We start from the raw sequence: 13,667 nt of genomic DNA, 5'->3' as shown, positions 1-13,667 counted from the left end.
TGGAGCAGGCCAGACCGCCGCCTGTGCAAGTGCCGAAAGGCCGCATGGGAGGAAGGTCCGGACTGCATAGAGCAGCGTAGCGGGTAACGCCCGTCCACCGTAAGGTGCGGATTAGAGCCACAGAGACGAGCCGGTTAAGTCCGGGTGAAACGCGGCAATCTCTACGCGCAGCAACACCAAATAGGCCAGCATTGAAGCGGCTCGCTGAGCTGGCGGGTAGGTGGCATTGAGCAGGGGTGGCAACACCCCAGCCCAGAGGAATGGCGGTCACGCGGCGGGCTTCGCAAGAGGCCTGTCGTGCACAGAATCCGGCCTATCGGCTTGCTCCACACTTTTTTCTTCGGCGTCGCGGCGTCCCCTTGGTGACCCGCAAGGCCACAACAGCCCGCTACACTGGCCCAACAGCGCCCTCCAGGGCCTGGGCTTGGCCCTCTGAGCCCCCAAAAGGGGCGTTTGAAACCTTGGGGCGGCGCTGCGTTGTCCTGCGAGCCGCATGAACCCACAAGCTTCTACCCTCTGGCCCCACCCGCGCTGGGCTCTCGCTGCCCTGTTAGCCACCTTGGGCATGTTGGGGCCGTTTTCTATTGACACATATTTGCCCGCCTTCACAGGCATCGCGGCGTCGATTGGTGCCACGCCGGTGGAGATGCAGCAAACGCTGTCTGCCTATCTGCTGGGCTTTGCGGCGATGAACCTCTTTCATGGGGCGCTGGCCGACAGCTTTGGCCGCAAGCCCGTGGTGTTGGCCGGGGTGGCGATGTTCACGCTGGCCTCGGTGGGGTGTGCGCTGTCCAACAGCATTGGCTGGCTGGTGGCGTTTCGGGCGCTGCAAGGCATGTCGGCCGGCGCGGGCATGGTGGTGTCGCGCGCCATCATCCGCGACATGTACCCGACGGATGAGGCGCAGAAGGTGATGTCGCAGGTCACCATCTTCTTTGGCATCGCGCCGGCCATCGCGCCCATGATTGGCGGCTTTTTGTTTGTGTATGCCGACTGGCATTCGATCTTTTGGTTTTTGGCCTTCATCGGCGTGAGCCTGTGGCTGGCCATTTGGCGCCTGCTGCCCGAGACCTTGCATGTCGACCAAGTGCAGCCCTTTGGCGTCAAGCCGCTGATGCGCGGCTACCGGGAGATGATCTCTAACCCGACGTTTGCGGCGCTGGCTTTTGCCTCAGGCATCCCGTTTAACGGTGTTTTTCTGTATGTGCTGTCAGCCCCCGTGTTTCTGGGTGAGCATTTGAAGTTCGCACCGCAGCAGTTTTTCTGGCTGTTTTTGCTGACCATCATCGGCATCATGGGCGGCGCCTGGGTGTCGGGGCGGCTGGCCGGCAAGCTGCCGCCGCACCGGCAGATTCGTCGCGGCTTTCGCATCATGGTGGCGGTGTCACTGGCCAATGTGGCGGCCAATTTGTGGCTGCCTCTGCACGCGTGGTGGGCCATCCCACTGATCGCGCTGTTTGCCTTTGGCTGGGCGATGATGGTGCCGGTGGTGACGCTGATGGTGCTGGATCAGGCGCCAGACCGGCGCGGCATGGCGTCGTCTCTGCAGGCGTGCTTGGGCAGTGTGGCCAATGCGCTGGTGGCGGGGGTGATTGCACCGCTGGTGATGCACTCCGCCTTGCTCTTGGCCTGCACTTCGATGGGGCTGATGCTCATCGGCATCAGCGCCTGGCTGTGGGTGCGACCCAGGCTGGCGCGTTAGCGCCTAGCCTTGCCTCACTCGATGGTGGACTTGCGCACCTTGGCCACTCCGTCGCGGATCTCAGCGATCATGGACAGCAGGGTGTCCACATGGTGGGCCCCTGATTTGAGCTGGTAGTCCAACTCGGCGGCTTGGCCTTCGACCAAGGCTTCGATATGGGAGACAAGGGTCTCGGGCGGCAGCTTCAGGCGAGCTTCGGAGTCACCGCCTTCGCGCACCACGGTGGCGCCGGCATTGCGGGCAATGCGCAGCATGGCGCTGTTTTCAGACAGCGCGTGGATGATCATGGTGTCCACATGGCGGTTGCGCGCGTGCAGCACGGCATGGTCAAAGAGGCGGGCGCCATAACCGCGGCCGCGAGCTTTGGTGATGACCGACACACCGAACTCGGCCATATTGCGCTCGGCCGGGATGTCCGTCATATAGGCCAGATGGGCCATGGCGATCAGCTCTAGGCGGCGGTTGAAGACACCGAAGACCTCATCGCGATGGAAGTCCAACAGGTCGACATAGCGGCCGATCTGGGTGTCGCTGGCCGCATAGCCAAAGCGCAGATAGCGGTCGTGCGGCTCCAGCGACAACAAATGCGCCAGAACGCGGGGACGATGGCGCTCTGACAGCGAGCGGATAGGCACCCAGCGAAAAACTTCTTTGGTCGCTTCCGGGGGTGTGGAAACGGCTTGGGATGCCTCCGAAACCGGCAGTGTGCGGGCGGCGGATGGAGTGGCATCGACAACGGAATGTGCACCGGGGTGACCCATGTGACCTCCTATAGGGTGGTGAGAATCTAGTACAAACCCTAGGTTACACGCTTTCGGATTGTTGCGCTGCACCATTTGACTGGTGAGTGTGGTCAAAGTTCTCGACACCGTTGCTGAAACTTTAGGCTATACTCGCGGGCTTTCCTGCAATCGGCGGGGAGACCGGGCTATGCTCGGGCCGTGTTGGGTGGGCTTGTTCAGCCGCTTTTCACGCCCCGAGCAAGCGCCCAAGTGACCTGAGAGGCTGCGAGTGCTGCAAAGCGCTTTTAACAACAGTTCCGATGGTGCTTGGCTGACCGGTCACACAGCCGTGTTTATTTTTTGACATACCTCTCATGAAGACCTTCAGCGCCAAGCCGGCCGAGGTGACGCACGAGTGGCTTGTGATTGACGCCACCGACAAGGTGCTCGGACGTGTTGCCAGCGAAGTGGCACTCCGTTTGCGCGGCAAGCACAAGGCCATCTACACGCCTCACGTGGACACCGGTGATTTCATCATCATCCTGAACGCCGACAAGATCCGCGTCACTGGCAACAAAGCCAATGACAAGGTGTACTACCGCCACTCCGGTTTCCCCGGTGGCATCTACGGCACCAAGTTCAAGGACATGCAAGCCAAGCATCCAGGCCGCGCCCTGGAGAAGGCCGTCAAGGGCATGCTGCCCAAGGGTCCGCTGGGCTACGCCATGATCAAGAAGCTGAAGGTTTATGCAGGGAGCGAGCATCCGCACGCCGCCCAGCAGCCTAAGGTGCTGGAAATCTAAGGAGCGGATTGATGATCGGTAACTGGAACTATGGCACCGGGCGTCGTAAGTCGTCTGTGGCCCGCGTCTTCATCAAGAAGGGCACCGGCCAGATCGTTGTCAACGGCAAGACCGTTGATGAGTATTTTGGTCGTCAAACTTCGATCATGGTCGTCAAGCAGCCTTTGCTGTTGACCGGCAATGCTGAGACCTTCGACATTCAAGTGAATGTCCACGGTGGCGGCGAGTCCGGCCAAGCAGGTGCTGTGCGCCACGGTATCACCCGTGCCCTGATCGACTACGATGCAGCATTGAAGCCTGATCTGAGCCGTGCCGGCTTCGTGACGCGTGATGCGCGTGAAGTCGAACGTAAGAAGGTCGGTCTGCACGGCGCTCGTCGCCGGAAGCAGTTCAGCAAGCGCTGATCGAAGACAGACCACGGGTCTGTCTTCACCGAGATTGCACGTGCAATCCTCTCAAAGGCCGCTACTCAGCGGCCTTTGCTGTCTCTAGGCCCCGTGGTTGGAGCACCTGAATGCGTTGGAAACTACTTCGCCGTCGCCTCTCCATCACCGCACCGCGCATGACGGTGCGCAGCCACCTGCCCTGGCCGCTGCGCTGGGCCGTGGCGGCCGTGGCCTTGGGCTTTTCGGCCGCCATTGGCCTGTGGGCCTTTGAGTTTGGCAAAAGCATTGCCGGCTTGGACAGAGGCGCCAAAGAAGAACTAGCCCAGTTGCGCACCGAGGTGGCCGAGTTGCGCGCCGAGCGCGAAAAGGCACAAAGCATTGCCAACACGGCAGAGAGCCTGCTCAAGACTGAGAAAGCGACCCAAGAACGACTGGCCTCGCAACTGCGGCAAGCCGAGTCCGAGAACTTGTCGCTCAAGGCCGACCTGGGCTTTTTTGAGCGCCTGCTGCCCGCGGCTGGTGGCCTAGAAGGCCTGTCGGTACGCAGTATTCAGGCCGAGCCACAAGCGCCCGGCCAGATGCGCTACCAAGTGCTCCTCATGCAAAGCGGCAAGCAGGTCAACCCCTTCAATGGCCGCTATGAGCTGACCTTGATGGGCACGCTGGATAACAAACCCTGGACCCAAGCCATGCCAGGCGGGCCTCAGCCGGTTCAGGTGAAACAGTACTCACGACTGGAGGGTCTCATCGACCATCCGCCGCAGGCCGTGGTAAAAACGGTGCAGCTTCGGATTCTCGATGGCGGAGGTGCCGTGCGCGCCACGCAAACGCTGAAGCTCTAACAAAAGCGTCCACCACCTCGTTTGGACACCCTGCCGTTGAACACGGCAATTCACTGGAGAAGCAGTATGTGGCCAGGAAAGAAAAAGCAGCCCCCGATCCGCAGTTTGGTGGGCGAAGGCACCTCCGTTCACGGCGAGCTTCGGTTCTCCGAGGGCTTGCGCATTGACGGCGAAGTCCAGGGCGATGTGGTGGCGGCCGGCAGTGGCCCCAGCCTGTTGGTGCTCAGCGAGAATGCCCGCATCCATGGCAAGGTGATCGCTGGGCATGTGATCATCAACGGTGAGGTGCGGGGCCCAGTGCATTCCACGGATCTGCTGGAGTTGCAGCCCAAAGCCCGCATCATTGGTGACGTGTTGTATGAAGCCCTGGAAATGCACCAGGGCGCCAAGATTGACGGCGAGCTGAAGCACACCGCAGCCGCCTCCGAGGAAAAGCCCGCGCTGAAGCTGGCGGCCTCGCAGAACTGATTTTTGACCTGAAGGATTCCTCATCATGAACGCAGTGGCTGAAAACCTGTCCCCCGCAATGGGCGAGATGCCCGTCCCCCTGGTCTTCACGGACAGCGCTGCTGCAAAGGTGGCCGACTTGGTGGCCGAGGAAGGCAACCCCGAACTGAAGCTGCGCGTGTTTGTGCAAGGCGGCGGCTGCTCGGGCTTCCAATACGGCTTCACCTTTGATGAAGTCGTCAACGAAGACGACACCCAGATGAGCAAGAACGGCGTCACCCTGCTGATCGACGCCATGAGCCTGCAGTACTTGGCCGGCGCTGAGATCGACTACAAGGAAGACCTGCAAGGCGCTCAGTTCGTGATCAAGAACCCCAACGCCAGCACCACCTGCGGTTGCGGCTCCAGCTTCTCGGTCTGACGAGCGCTCAAAACCACTGAGGCCAAGCTAGGCCTCTCCGCATCACGCCTCCTTCAGGGAGGCGTTTTGCTTTCAGGCCGGATAGAGAGCACCTAGAACGCGCAGGCCCCGCGCGCCCGTCACTTCGGTGCGCTGCCCCGGCTCGCGGCAGCAATGGGCGCGCGCCAGCCACGCAAACGCCGCAGCTTCGACCTGCATGGGCGGCAAGCCCAAGGCCTCGGTGCTGCCTACCTGCACGCCGGGCAAATGTGCCTGCAAGCGGCGCATCAGGTCCAGGTTGAACACACCACCGCCGCAGACATAAAGGGCCTTTGTCTCAGGGGCGCTGGCTCGCAGCGCTGAGGCGGCTGCGCGAGCCGTGAACTCAGCCAAACTGGCCTGGATATCGACCGGGCGCAAGCCCGCAAACGGCGCCAAGCGCTGCGCCAACCAAACCGGATTGAAGAGATCGCGCCCGGTACTCTTGGGGGGCGGCAGGCGCAAAAAGGGCTCAGCCATCAAGGCCTGGAGCAGCGCCTCGTCCACCTGGCCACTGGCGCCCCACTCTCCGCCCGCGTCATAGGCTTGGCCCAAATGCACCGCAGCCCCATGGTCCAAGAGCGCATTGCCGGGGCCACAGTCAAAACCACGCACGGGCTGGGTGCGGTCTGCAGGCAGCAAGGTCAGGTTGGAAATGCCGCCGATGTTCAAGACGGCACGCGCCTGCCCGGCTTGAGCAAACACCTGGGCATGAAAGGCTGGCACCAAGGGCGCGCCCTGCCCGCCCGCCGCCACGTCGCGGCTGCGGAAATCGGCCACCACATCGATGCCGCACAGCTCAGCCAGCAAGGCGGGCTGGTTCAACTGCAGGGTGTAGCCGATGCCATCAAACTCGCCGGGCCGGTGGCGCACGGTCTGGCCATGCGAGCCCACAGCGTGGATCTGCGCTGGCGCCAAGCCCGAGGCCTGGAGCACTGCATCGACGGCCCCGGCTTGCACACGGGAAAGCTGGTTGGCGGCCAGTGCGGCCCGATGCAATTCGTTCTCGCCGGGCGCGTTCAGCGCCAGCAGTTCAGCACGCAGCGCGGCGGGAAAGGACAGATGCTGATGGGCAGCCACCTCTACGGCGGCGCGACCAGCCCCAAACCGGGCCACGACCGCATCCACACCGTCGAGCGAGGTGCCCGACATCAGGCCGATGTACCAGGCTTCTGCGGGCTGCGTCATCCCAACAGCCCTCAAGGACTCAGGGCCGCTCAATCCACCCTGCCGGCCAAGCCGCGCAGGTCATCCGCCACATCGAGCTTGGTTTGATAGCGCTGGGCCAACTGCGCAAACTTGGGGCGCTGGCTTGAATCCAACTCCAGCGTCTCGGAGGCTTTGGCAATGCGCAATGGATCTTGGTGCGCACCGTTGATGCGGAACTCAAAGTGCAAATGCGGCCCCGTGGCCCAACCGGTGGCACCCACCGCGCCGATGCGCTGGCCTTGCTCCACGCGCTGGCCTTTGCGCACATCCATGCGGCTCAGGTGGGCATACACCGTCATGCGGTCGCCTGAGTGCTTCACCTGCACCACATTGCCGTAGCCACCCTGCACGCCGGCAAAGTCGACCACGCCATCACCGACCACACGCACTGGCGTGCCCACAGGCGCACCGTAGTCCGTGCCGAGGTGGGCGCGCCAAGTCCGCAAGATGGGATGGAAGCGCATGGCAAAGCCAGACGTCACACGCGAGAACTCCAGCGGGCTGGCCAGGAACGCGCGTTTCTTGCTCTTGCCGTTGGCGTCGAAGTAACCGCCCTTGCCTTCGTTGAACCAGAAAGCTTGGTGGGTCTTGCTGGCGTTGACGAACTCTGCGGCCAAGACACGGCCCACACCTTCGTTCCAGGCTACGGGCTCGCCATCGGCCATCAGTGTTTCGTATACCACGCTGAAGTTATCGCCCTTGCGCAGCTCGCGGTGGAAATCGACCTCCGTCGAGAACATCTCGGTCATCTGCACCGCCACGGCATCGGGCACGCCCGCATCGTCGGTAGCGGCAAACAGCGAGGAGCGGATGGTGCCGCTGGCCAGGCGCACATGGCTTTCGAGCGGCGCCGCGATGATAGAAGAGCGCAAGCCGGCGGGGCTGTCTTCGACCGTCAGGCGCCAGAAGTGCGACATCTGGCCACTGCCTTCCGCATCCACCGGGAAGCGAGCCACCAAGCGCTGCATCTGCCCTTGGCCGTCGAGACTGACGCTGACCATCTTGCCGGGCCGGCCACTGAAGAGTCGCTTAGCAATGCTGTCGGTGCGCAGCCAGGCCGCCACGGCCGGGTCACGCAGGCCTAAGCGGCGCAGTAGGCTGTCTGCGGTGTCATTGGCGCGAGTCACTTCGCTGCGCTCCAGCTTCAGCTCGTGCCCAGCCAAGGCTTCCAGTTGGGGCGCAATGGCTTCGGGCTCGACCACTTCAGTGACCAAGCGGCGGGGCAGGTCAGCAGCATCAGGCGCCAAAGGCGCAATAGCGATGGCTGTGACGCCAAAACCGGCCAGCACCGTCAGCACGGTCGCAGCAATACGGCGGGGATGGCGAGCGGCCATGGCAGCGGCTTCGGCCACAGCCGTGCGCACCATCGCCAAACCTTGTTCAAGTTCGAGACGCAAATCAAATCCTCTGCGCAGCACCTGAGCGCTGCGACGAAACGCACGGAACCGTGCACAGGAATGATGGGGACAACACGCTCTAGCGCGGCCACGCATCACGCGAGGGACTCTGACGCACCGCGGTCGCGGGAGGCCCGTAGAATTGGGCGCCGCCACACTGCGGGCTTGGGCGAGAACATCCTGGCAGCGCATGAAGAGCACTGGCGGGGCAATCTTAGCCACCTTGTAAGTTTACCGCAGGCCAGCCCCGCTCGAAGCCCGGGCTAGCCCTGAACGACATCACCCCCGCCTTCTTCGTGAAGGCCCTCACATCCTCCCCGTCTGCCATGTCCTCCAACACGCCCGCCGCCGCCGAACAGCCCTCCAGCCCCGCCCTGAGCGACGGCGTGCGCCATGCGCTGGAAGTGAGCCTGCGCGGCTGCTCTGAATTGCTGCCGCAAGGCGATTGGATCAAGAAGCTGCAACGCGCCGAAGCGACCGGCCAGCCGCTGCGCATCAAGCTGGGTCTGGACCCGACCGCGCCCGACCTGCATCTGGGCCATACCGTGGTGATGAACAAGATGCGCCAACTGCAGGACTTGGGCCACACGGTCATCTTCTTGGTGGGCGACTTCACTTCCATGATCGGCGACCCGTCTGGCCGCAACAGCACCCGCCCGCCCCTCACCCGCGAACAGATCGAAGCCAACGCCCAGACCTACTACGCCCAAGCCAGGCTGGTGCTGGATGAGAGCAAGACCGAGGTGCGCTACAACAGCGAATGGAGCGACCCGCTGGGTGCCCGCGGCCTGATCCAACTGGCCAGCCGCTACACCGTGGCCCGGATGCTGGAGCGCGACGACTTCACCAAGCGCTATGCCTCGCAGACGCCCATCTCGGTGCATGAGTTCCTCTACCCGCTGATGCAGGGCTACGACTCCGTCGCGCTGAAGAGCGACATCGAGTTGGGCGGCACCGACCAAAAATTCAACTTGCTGATGGGGCGCCATCTGCAGCAAGAGTATGGACAAGAGCCGCAGTGCATCTTGACCATGCCGCTGCTCGAAGGCTTGGACGGCGTCGAGAAGATGTCCAAGTCCAAGAACAACTACATTGCCATCACCGAGCCGGCCAACAGCATGTTTGCCAAGGTGCTGTCCATCAGCGACGAGCAGATGTGGAAATGGTTCGAGCTGCTGAGCTTCCGCCCCTTGAGCGAGATTGCCCAACTGAAAGCCGAGGTGGCTGGTGGCCGCAACCCCAAGGACGCCAAGGTCCTGTTGGCCAAGGAGATCACCACCCGCTTCCACAGTGCCGCTGCGGCTGAAGCGGCCGAGGCCGACTTCAACAACCGCGCGCGCGGCGGCATCCCCGACGACATCCCCGAGCTGGCCCTCAGCGGCGCACCCATGCCCATTGGCAACCTGCTCAAAGCCGCAGGCTTGGTGGCCAGCACGGGCGAAGGCCTGCGCATGGTGGACGGCGGTGGCGTGCGCATCGACGGCACCGTGGTGTCTGACCGCGGCCTCAAGGTGGAAGCCGCTACCATGGTGCTGCAAGTGGGCAAGCGCAAGTTCGCGCGCGTGACCCTGTCCTGACCCTCCCACATTGGAGACCTGCATGTTTTTGATTCGCCAATTGGCCCTCACCGCCTTGATCGCGGCCTTGCCCCTGGGGCAGGCTTGGGCCAACGACGCAGCCGCTCAAGCGGCCAAAGAGCCCGGTGCCGAAGTCACGCCCAGCGGCTTGGTCTATCGCTCGCTGACCGAGGGCAAAGGCGCCAACCCTGGTGCGACCGACACGGTGCGCGTGCACTACAAAGGCACCCTACCCGGCGGCAAAGAATTCGACAGCTCCTACAGCCGTGGCCAGCCCGCCGAATTCCCCCTGAACCGCGTGATCCCCTGCTGGACCGAGGGCGTGCAAAAAATGAAGCCCGGCGGCAAAGCCAAGCTGACCTGCCCACCGGACATCGCCTACGGCGCACGCGGTGCGGGCGGCGTGATCCCCCCCAATGCCACCTTGCACTTTGAGGTCGAACTGCTGGGCATCTCCAAGCGCTAAACCAAAGTGTTGGCCCTTGTTCAGCGCGTGCGCGAGGCACGCGTCGACGTGGCTGGAGAGGTGGTGGGCCAGATCGGCCCCGGCCTGCTGGTCTTGGTGTGTGCCGAGCCCACCGACACCCCCACTCATGCCCAAAAGCTGGTGGCCAAGCTGCTGAAGCTGCGCATCTTCAGCGATGACGCGGGCAAGATGAACCGCAGCGTGCAAGACCTGGACGGCTCAGGCAAGCCCGGGGGCTTGCTGATCGTCTCGCAATTCACCTTGGCCGCAGACACATCCAGCGGCAACCGCCCGAGCTTCACCGGGGCGGCGCCAGCCGTCTTGGGAGAAGCGCTCTATGAGGCCGTGCTGCGTGAAGCACGTGCGGCACACCCGCAGGTGGCCTGCGGGCGTTTCGGGGCGGACATGCAAGTCCACCTCATCAACGACGGGCCGGTGACTATTCCGATCACCTTGCGCTGAGGCTGCAAAGAAAAAGGGCACCTCACGGTACCCTTTTTTTTGACCGCCCGCAGTGGGCTGCCCTCAGTCCTTAGTTACCTTGCAGGCCGCGCCAGTCGCACGAGATGCGCTTGGCTCCTCCTAAGGCATCGGACAGTCCGCAGTGGGCTGTCCTCAGTCCTTAGTCGGCATATTGGCCAGCGGCTTTGATGACGGGGCCCCACTTGTTGATTTCGGCCTCGACGAACTTCTTGTGATCAGCACCGTTGACGCGGGCGTCAGTCACCAGAGCAGCGCCCAGCGCTTCCTGACGCTTGATGAACTCAGGGTCCTTGAGTGCCACCTTCAATGCTGCGTTGACTTTGTCCAACACGGCCTTGGGCGTGCCCTTGGGCGCGTACATACCGTGCCAGATGGAGACATTGAAGCCCTTGATGCCCGACTCATCCAGGGTCGGCAACTTGGCCAGCGAGGGCGTGCTCAGGCGCTTGCTGGTGGTGACGGCAAAGGCCTTGACCTTGCCACCTTCAATTTGGTTGGTGGTGTTGGTCGTTTGGTCGCACATCAAATCGACTTGGCCGCCCAGCAAATCGGTCATGGCCGGTGCCGTGCCCTTGTAAGGCACAGTAGTCATGTCGATCTTCAGGCTTTGCTGGAACAGCAGACCGCACAGATGCGACGCTGACCCCAGGCCGGCATTGGCCAAGTTGATCTTGCCCTTGTTGGCATCCAACCACTTGGCCAGTTCAGCATAGTTGTTGGCCGGCAGGGTGGATCGGCCAATCAGTGTCATGGGCACTTCATTGACCATGCCCATGTACTCAAAGTCCTCCAGCGTCTTGTATTGCATATTGCGGTACAGCGCAGGGGCAGTGGCCATGCCAATGTGGTGCAGCAAGAAGGTGTAGCCATCAGGCGCGGCCTTGGCCACCTTGGCCGCACCCAGGGTGCCACCCGCGCCGCCGACGTTCTCGATCACGATGGTCTGGCCGCCCATGGGCTTACGCAGGGCTTCTGCCAGGTCACGTGCGACCTTGTCGGTCGGGCCACCTGCGGCAAACGGCACCACCACGGTGATGGGCTTTTCAGGATACTCAGCCGCCGCAGAAAACGCCGCGAAAGACAAAGCCGCTGCGACAGCGGTGAGAGAGAAACGCTTCATGAAAAACTCCTTGGTGGAAAGTCGAAACACCCGTCATGCCATCGTAGTGGCTAGGCCAAGCCTGCGAAACTCGGAAACTACGTATCTACGCTAGGCACAGCTAGCCGAGAACGCCCGCACTCACTTGAAGGATGACAAGCACCATGATCCGCGTTGACTTACCCTCAAATCCCCCCGAAGTGGACTACCCCCGCGAAGAACGCCGTGAAGAGGGCTGCCCAGAGCGCCGCACCTGGGTGCTGCACGAAGACACCAGCACAGGCCTGTGTGTGGGGATTTGGGAGTGCGAGCCAGGCCGCTGGCGCATTGAGTTCGGGGCGAACGAGCACGAGTACTTCATCGTGCTCTCGGGTCGCTGCCGCGTTCACCGCGCCGAGGGCGGACATGAAGAATTTGGCCCAGGCCAGGCTGTGGTGCTGCCGCCGCTGTTCAGGGGCTCATTCGAAGTGCTCGAGACGATGCGCAAGCACTTCGTGATCGTGGATCACTGATACGAACGCGCGTCCTCGATCACCTTGCCGTCGTTGGGCAGGCTGCCCAGCGCAAGCAGCTCGACCTCGCCGCGCAGCTTGGTGACATCGCGCACCGTGTCGGCAATGCGCGCGGCCAGACCGTCGGCGTGCGTCGCAGCCTCCAGCTTCAGTGTCATGCGGTCCGACGCCATTTCGCCCTGCACCACCAAGCGGGCCCGGCTGACTTCCGGGTGGCGCTTGACGATCTCGGCCACTTGGCCAGGGTGAACGAACATGCCGCGCACTTTGACGGTTTGGTCGGCTCGACCCATCCAGCCCTTGATGCGGGTGTTGGTACGGCCCGTGGGGCAGGTGCCGGGCAAGACGGCAGAGAGATCCCCGGTACCAAACCGCACCAAGGGGTAGTCGCGGTTCAGGGTGGTGACCACGACCTCACCGACCTCGCCGTCGGGCACCGGGTCGCCAGTGCCAGGGCGCACGATCTCGACGATCACCCCCTCGTCCAGCACCAGGCCTTCTCGGGCCGAAGTTTCATAGGCCAACAGACCCAGGTCGGCCGTGGCATAGCACTGATAGGTTGCAATGCCTTGGCTCGCAAACCAGTCTCGCAGCGAAGGCGGGCAAGCTTCTCCACTGACCATGGCCTTGCTGAGGCTGCGAATGTCGGCACCGGTTTCCTGGGCCTTCTCGACCATGATCTTCAAAAAGCTAGGCGTGCCGATATAGCCATTCGGCTTCAGCTCTGCCACCGCTTGAAGTTGCATCTCGGTATTGCCCACGCCGCCTGGGAAGGTGGTGCAGCCCACTGCATGGGCTCCCGTTTCCATCATGGAGCCCGCTGGCGTGAGGTGGTAGCTGAAGCTGCAATGGGCCAAGTCGCCCGCCCTAAAGCCCGCAGCATAGATCGCGCGGCCCATTCGCCAGTAGTCCGCACCCTGGCCTTCAGGCTCATAGATCGGGCCAGGAGACTGAAACACCCGCTTGGCGCCCGAGGTGGCTGCCAGGCCGCGCCAGCCAATGGCGGAGAAGCCACCGAAGGGGTCGCCCCCCGCAGCACGGCTGGCCTGTTGACGCGCCAACAACTCCGATTTACGCACCACGGGCAGTGTGGCCAGAGCCACCCGGCTGTTGATGCGGCTGGCATCCACGCCATTGAGCGACTCGCCGAAAGCGTCAGTGCGAGATTGTGCATGGGCCACCAGGGCCGGCAATGCGGCCATCAGGGCCGCCTCACGCTCGACGGGCGAGCGGGTTTCAAGGGCGTCGAAATAGTCACTCATCGTGGTCGCTCCAGGCGGAGAGCTTTTTCTTCAGCTCCGCCGAAAAGTCGCGCACTTCGGCGCCGGATTTCAATGTCTTGCTCAGCCACTCAGGCCCGCTGCGTTGGGGCCTTTTGACCATGGCTGCCGTCAGCGCACCGTCACTCAGCACGACCTTGGCAATGGCTAAGCCTTTGCGTTCAAACACACCGCCGCGTTCCGTCAAGCCCAGCTCGCGGGCATCGCGGCGCAAGCGCTGCAAAGCGTCTTCTGCATTGAAGGGTGGCGGCGCAAAGCCCCAATCTTCGCTCATGGCTTGCTCCTCGGCTGTGGCTGTGGCTC

The 13,667-nt window shown here is 62.9% G+C and carries 16 protein-coding genes and 1 other RNA gene; 11 read left to right on the top strand and 6 right to left on the bottom strand.

Annotated elements, in window-relative coordinates:
- Window position 1 precedes the first annotated feature (1 nt).
- An RNA gene (rnpB, locus tag ACIQ3Q_RS00170) (RNase P RNA component class A) lies at window positions 2-332 on the top strand.
- 161 nt (window positions 333-493) lie between these two features.
- A complete protein-coding gene (locus ACIQ3Q_RS00165) occupies window positions 494-1,702 on the top strand; it encodes a multidrug effflux MFS transporter (RefSeq protein WP_396266905.1) in 1,209 nt (402 codons plus the stop codon).
- Window positions 1,703-1,716: 14 nt separating this feature from the next.
- On the opposite strand, the gene ACIQ3Q_RS00160 is transcribed toward ACIQ3Q_RS00165, so the two are convergent.
- Complete coding sequence (locus ACIQ3Q_RS00160; RefSeq protein WP_396266903.1) at window positions 1,717-2,337, bottom strand: GNAT family N-acetyltransferase; 621 nt, start codon at window positions 2,335-2,337, stop codon at window positions 1,717-1,719.
- A 461-nt stretch (window positions 2,338-2,798) separates the two neighbouring features.
- On the opposite strand from ACIQ3Q_RS00160, the gene rplM reads away from it, so the two are divergent.
- The 5 genes from rplM to erpA all read left to right on the top strand — a co-directional run bounded on the left by rplM (window position 2,799) and on the right by erpA (window position 5,323).
- Window positions 2,799-3,227, top strand: a complete 429-nt coding sequence (gene rplM, locus ACIQ3Q_RS00155) for a 50S ribosomal protein L13 (protein WP_210808278.1) — start codon at window positions 2,799-2,801, stop codon at window positions 3,225-3,227.
- Between the two features lie 11 nt (window positions 3,228-3,238).
- On the top strand, window positions 3,239-3,631 hold the full coding sequence (gene rpsI / locus ACIQ3Q_RS00150) for a 30S ribosomal protein S9 (RefSeq protein WP_396266901.1): 393 nt from the start codon (window positions 3,239-3,241) through the stop codon (window positions 3,629-3,631).
- A 110-nt stretch (window positions 3,632-3,741) separates the two neighbouring features.
- Complete coding sequence (locus tag ACIQ3Q_RS00145) at window positions 3,742-4,455, top strand: DUF6776 family protein (protein ID WP_396266900.1); 714 nt, start codon at window positions 3,742-3,744, stop codon at window positions 4,453-4,455.
- 66 nt (window positions 4,456-4,521) lie between these two features.
- Complete coding sequence (locus tag ACIQ3Q_RS00140; protein ID WP_396266898.1) at window positions 4,522-4,923, top strand: polymer-forming cytoskeletal protein; 402 nt, start codon at window positions 4,522-4,524, stop codon at window positions 4,921-4,923.
- 25 nt (window positions 4,924-4,948) lie between these two features.
- Complete coding sequence (erpA, locus tag ACIQ3Q_RS00135) at window positions 4,949-5,323, top strand: iron-sulfur cluster insertion protein ErpA (protein WP_396266897.1); 375 nt, start codon at window positions 4,949-4,951, stop codon at window positions 5,321-5,323.
- Window positions 5,324-5,395: 72 nt separating this feature from the next.
- Here erpA and ACIQ3Q_RS00130 read toward each other — a convergent pair whose 3' ends face one another.
- Together ACIQ3Q_RS00130 and ACIQ3Q_RS00125 are read right to left on the bottom strand one after the other, a co-directional pair.
- Window positions 5,396-6,529: an anhydro-N-acetylmuramic acid kinase gene (locus ACIQ3Q_RS00130; RefSeq protein WP_396266896.1), complete on the bottom strand. Its 1,134-nt coding sequence runs from the start codon at window positions 6,527-6,529 to the stop codon at window positions 5,396-5,398.
- A 29-nt stretch (window positions 6,530-6,558) separates the two neighbouring features.
- Entirely contained in the window at window positions 6,559-7,917 is a 1,359-nt protein-coding gene (locus tag ACIQ3Q_RS00125) for a peptidoglycan DD-metalloendopeptidase family protein (RefSeq protein ID WP_396267041.1), read from the bottom strand.
- A gap of 356 nt (window positions 7,918-8,273) precedes the next feature.
- On the opposite strand from ACIQ3Q_RS00125, the gene tyrS reads away from it, so the two are divergent.
- Genes tyrS through dtd form a run of 3 tightly spaced genes read left to right on the top strand, consistent with a single transcriptional unit; the run spans window position 8,274 to window position 10,452 of the window.
- Window positions 8,274-9,524, top strand: coding sequence for a tyrosine--tRNA ligase (gene tyrS / locus ACIQ3Q_RS00120; RefSeq protein WP_396266895.1), 1,251 nt, complete (start codon window positions 8,274-8,276; stop codon window positions 9,522-9,524).
- A 22-nt stretch (window positions 9,525-9,546) separates the two neighbouring features.
- The gene (locus ACIQ3Q_RS00115) at window positions 9,547-9,990 is read left to right on the top strand and encodes an FKBP-type peptidyl-prolyl cis-trans isomerase (protein WP_396266894.1); all 444 of its coding nucleotides are present in this window, start codon (window positions 9,547-9,549) and stop codon (window positions 9,988-9,990) included.
- A 6-nt stretch (window positions 9,991-9,996) separates the two neighbouring features.
- Window positions 9,997-10,452, top strand: a complete 456-nt coding sequence (gene dtd / locus ACIQ3Q_RS00110; protein ID WP_396266893.1) for a D-aminoacyl-tRNA deacylase — start codon at window positions 9,997-9,999, stop codon at window positions 10,450-10,452.
- Between the two features lie 160 nt (window positions 10,453-10,612).
- On the opposite strand, the gene ACIQ3Q_RS00105 is transcribed toward dtd, so the two are convergent.
- Window positions 10,613-11,593, bottom strand: a complete 981-nt coding sequence (locus ACIQ3Q_RS00105; RefSeq protein ID WP_396266892.1) for a tripartite tricarboxylate transporter substrate-binding protein — start codon at window positions 11,591-11,593, stop codon at window positions 10,613-10,615.
- A 143-nt stretch (window positions 11,594-11,736) separates the two neighbouring features.
- On the opposite strand from ACIQ3Q_RS00105, the gene ACIQ3Q_RS00100 reads away from it, so the two are divergent.
- A complete protein-coding gene (locus ACIQ3Q_RS00100; protein ID WP_396266891.1) occupies window positions 11,737-12,084 on the top strand; it encodes a cupin domain-containing protein in 348 nt (115 codons plus the stop codon).
- Here ACIQ3Q_RS00100 and ACIQ3Q_RS00095 read toward each other — a convergent pair.
- Both ACIQ3Q_RS00095 and ACIQ3Q_RS00090 read right to left on the bottom strand, forming a co-directional pair.
- Window positions 12,078-13,346: a phenylacetate--CoA ligase family protein gene (locus ACIQ3Q_RS00095; protein WP_396266890.1), complete on the bottom strand. Its 1,269-nt coding sequence runs from the start codon at window positions 13,344-13,346 to the stop codon at window positions 12,078-12,080. The genes ACIQ3Q_RS00100 and ACIQ3Q_RS00095 overlap by 7 nt on opposite strands.
- Window positions 13,339-13,638: a hypothetical protein gene (locus ACIQ3Q_RS00090; protein ID WP_396266889.1), complete on the bottom strand. Its 300-nt coding sequence runs from the start codon at window positions 13,636-13,638 to the stop codon at window positions 13,339-13,341. The genes ACIQ3Q_RS00095 and ACIQ3Q_RS00090 overlap by 8 nt, the downstream gene beginning before the upstream one ends.
- Window positions 13,639-13,667: the final 29 nt, after the last annotated feature.

Source organism: Ideonella sp., assembly GCF_044358605.1.
In the GTDB taxonomy this organism is placed as follows: Bacteria; Pseudomonadota; Gammaproteobacteria; order Burkholderiales; family Burkholderiaceae_C; genus Ideonella.
Note: the sequence above shows the minus strand (reverse complement) of the source record. Positions and strands in the feature narration are given on the sequence as shown.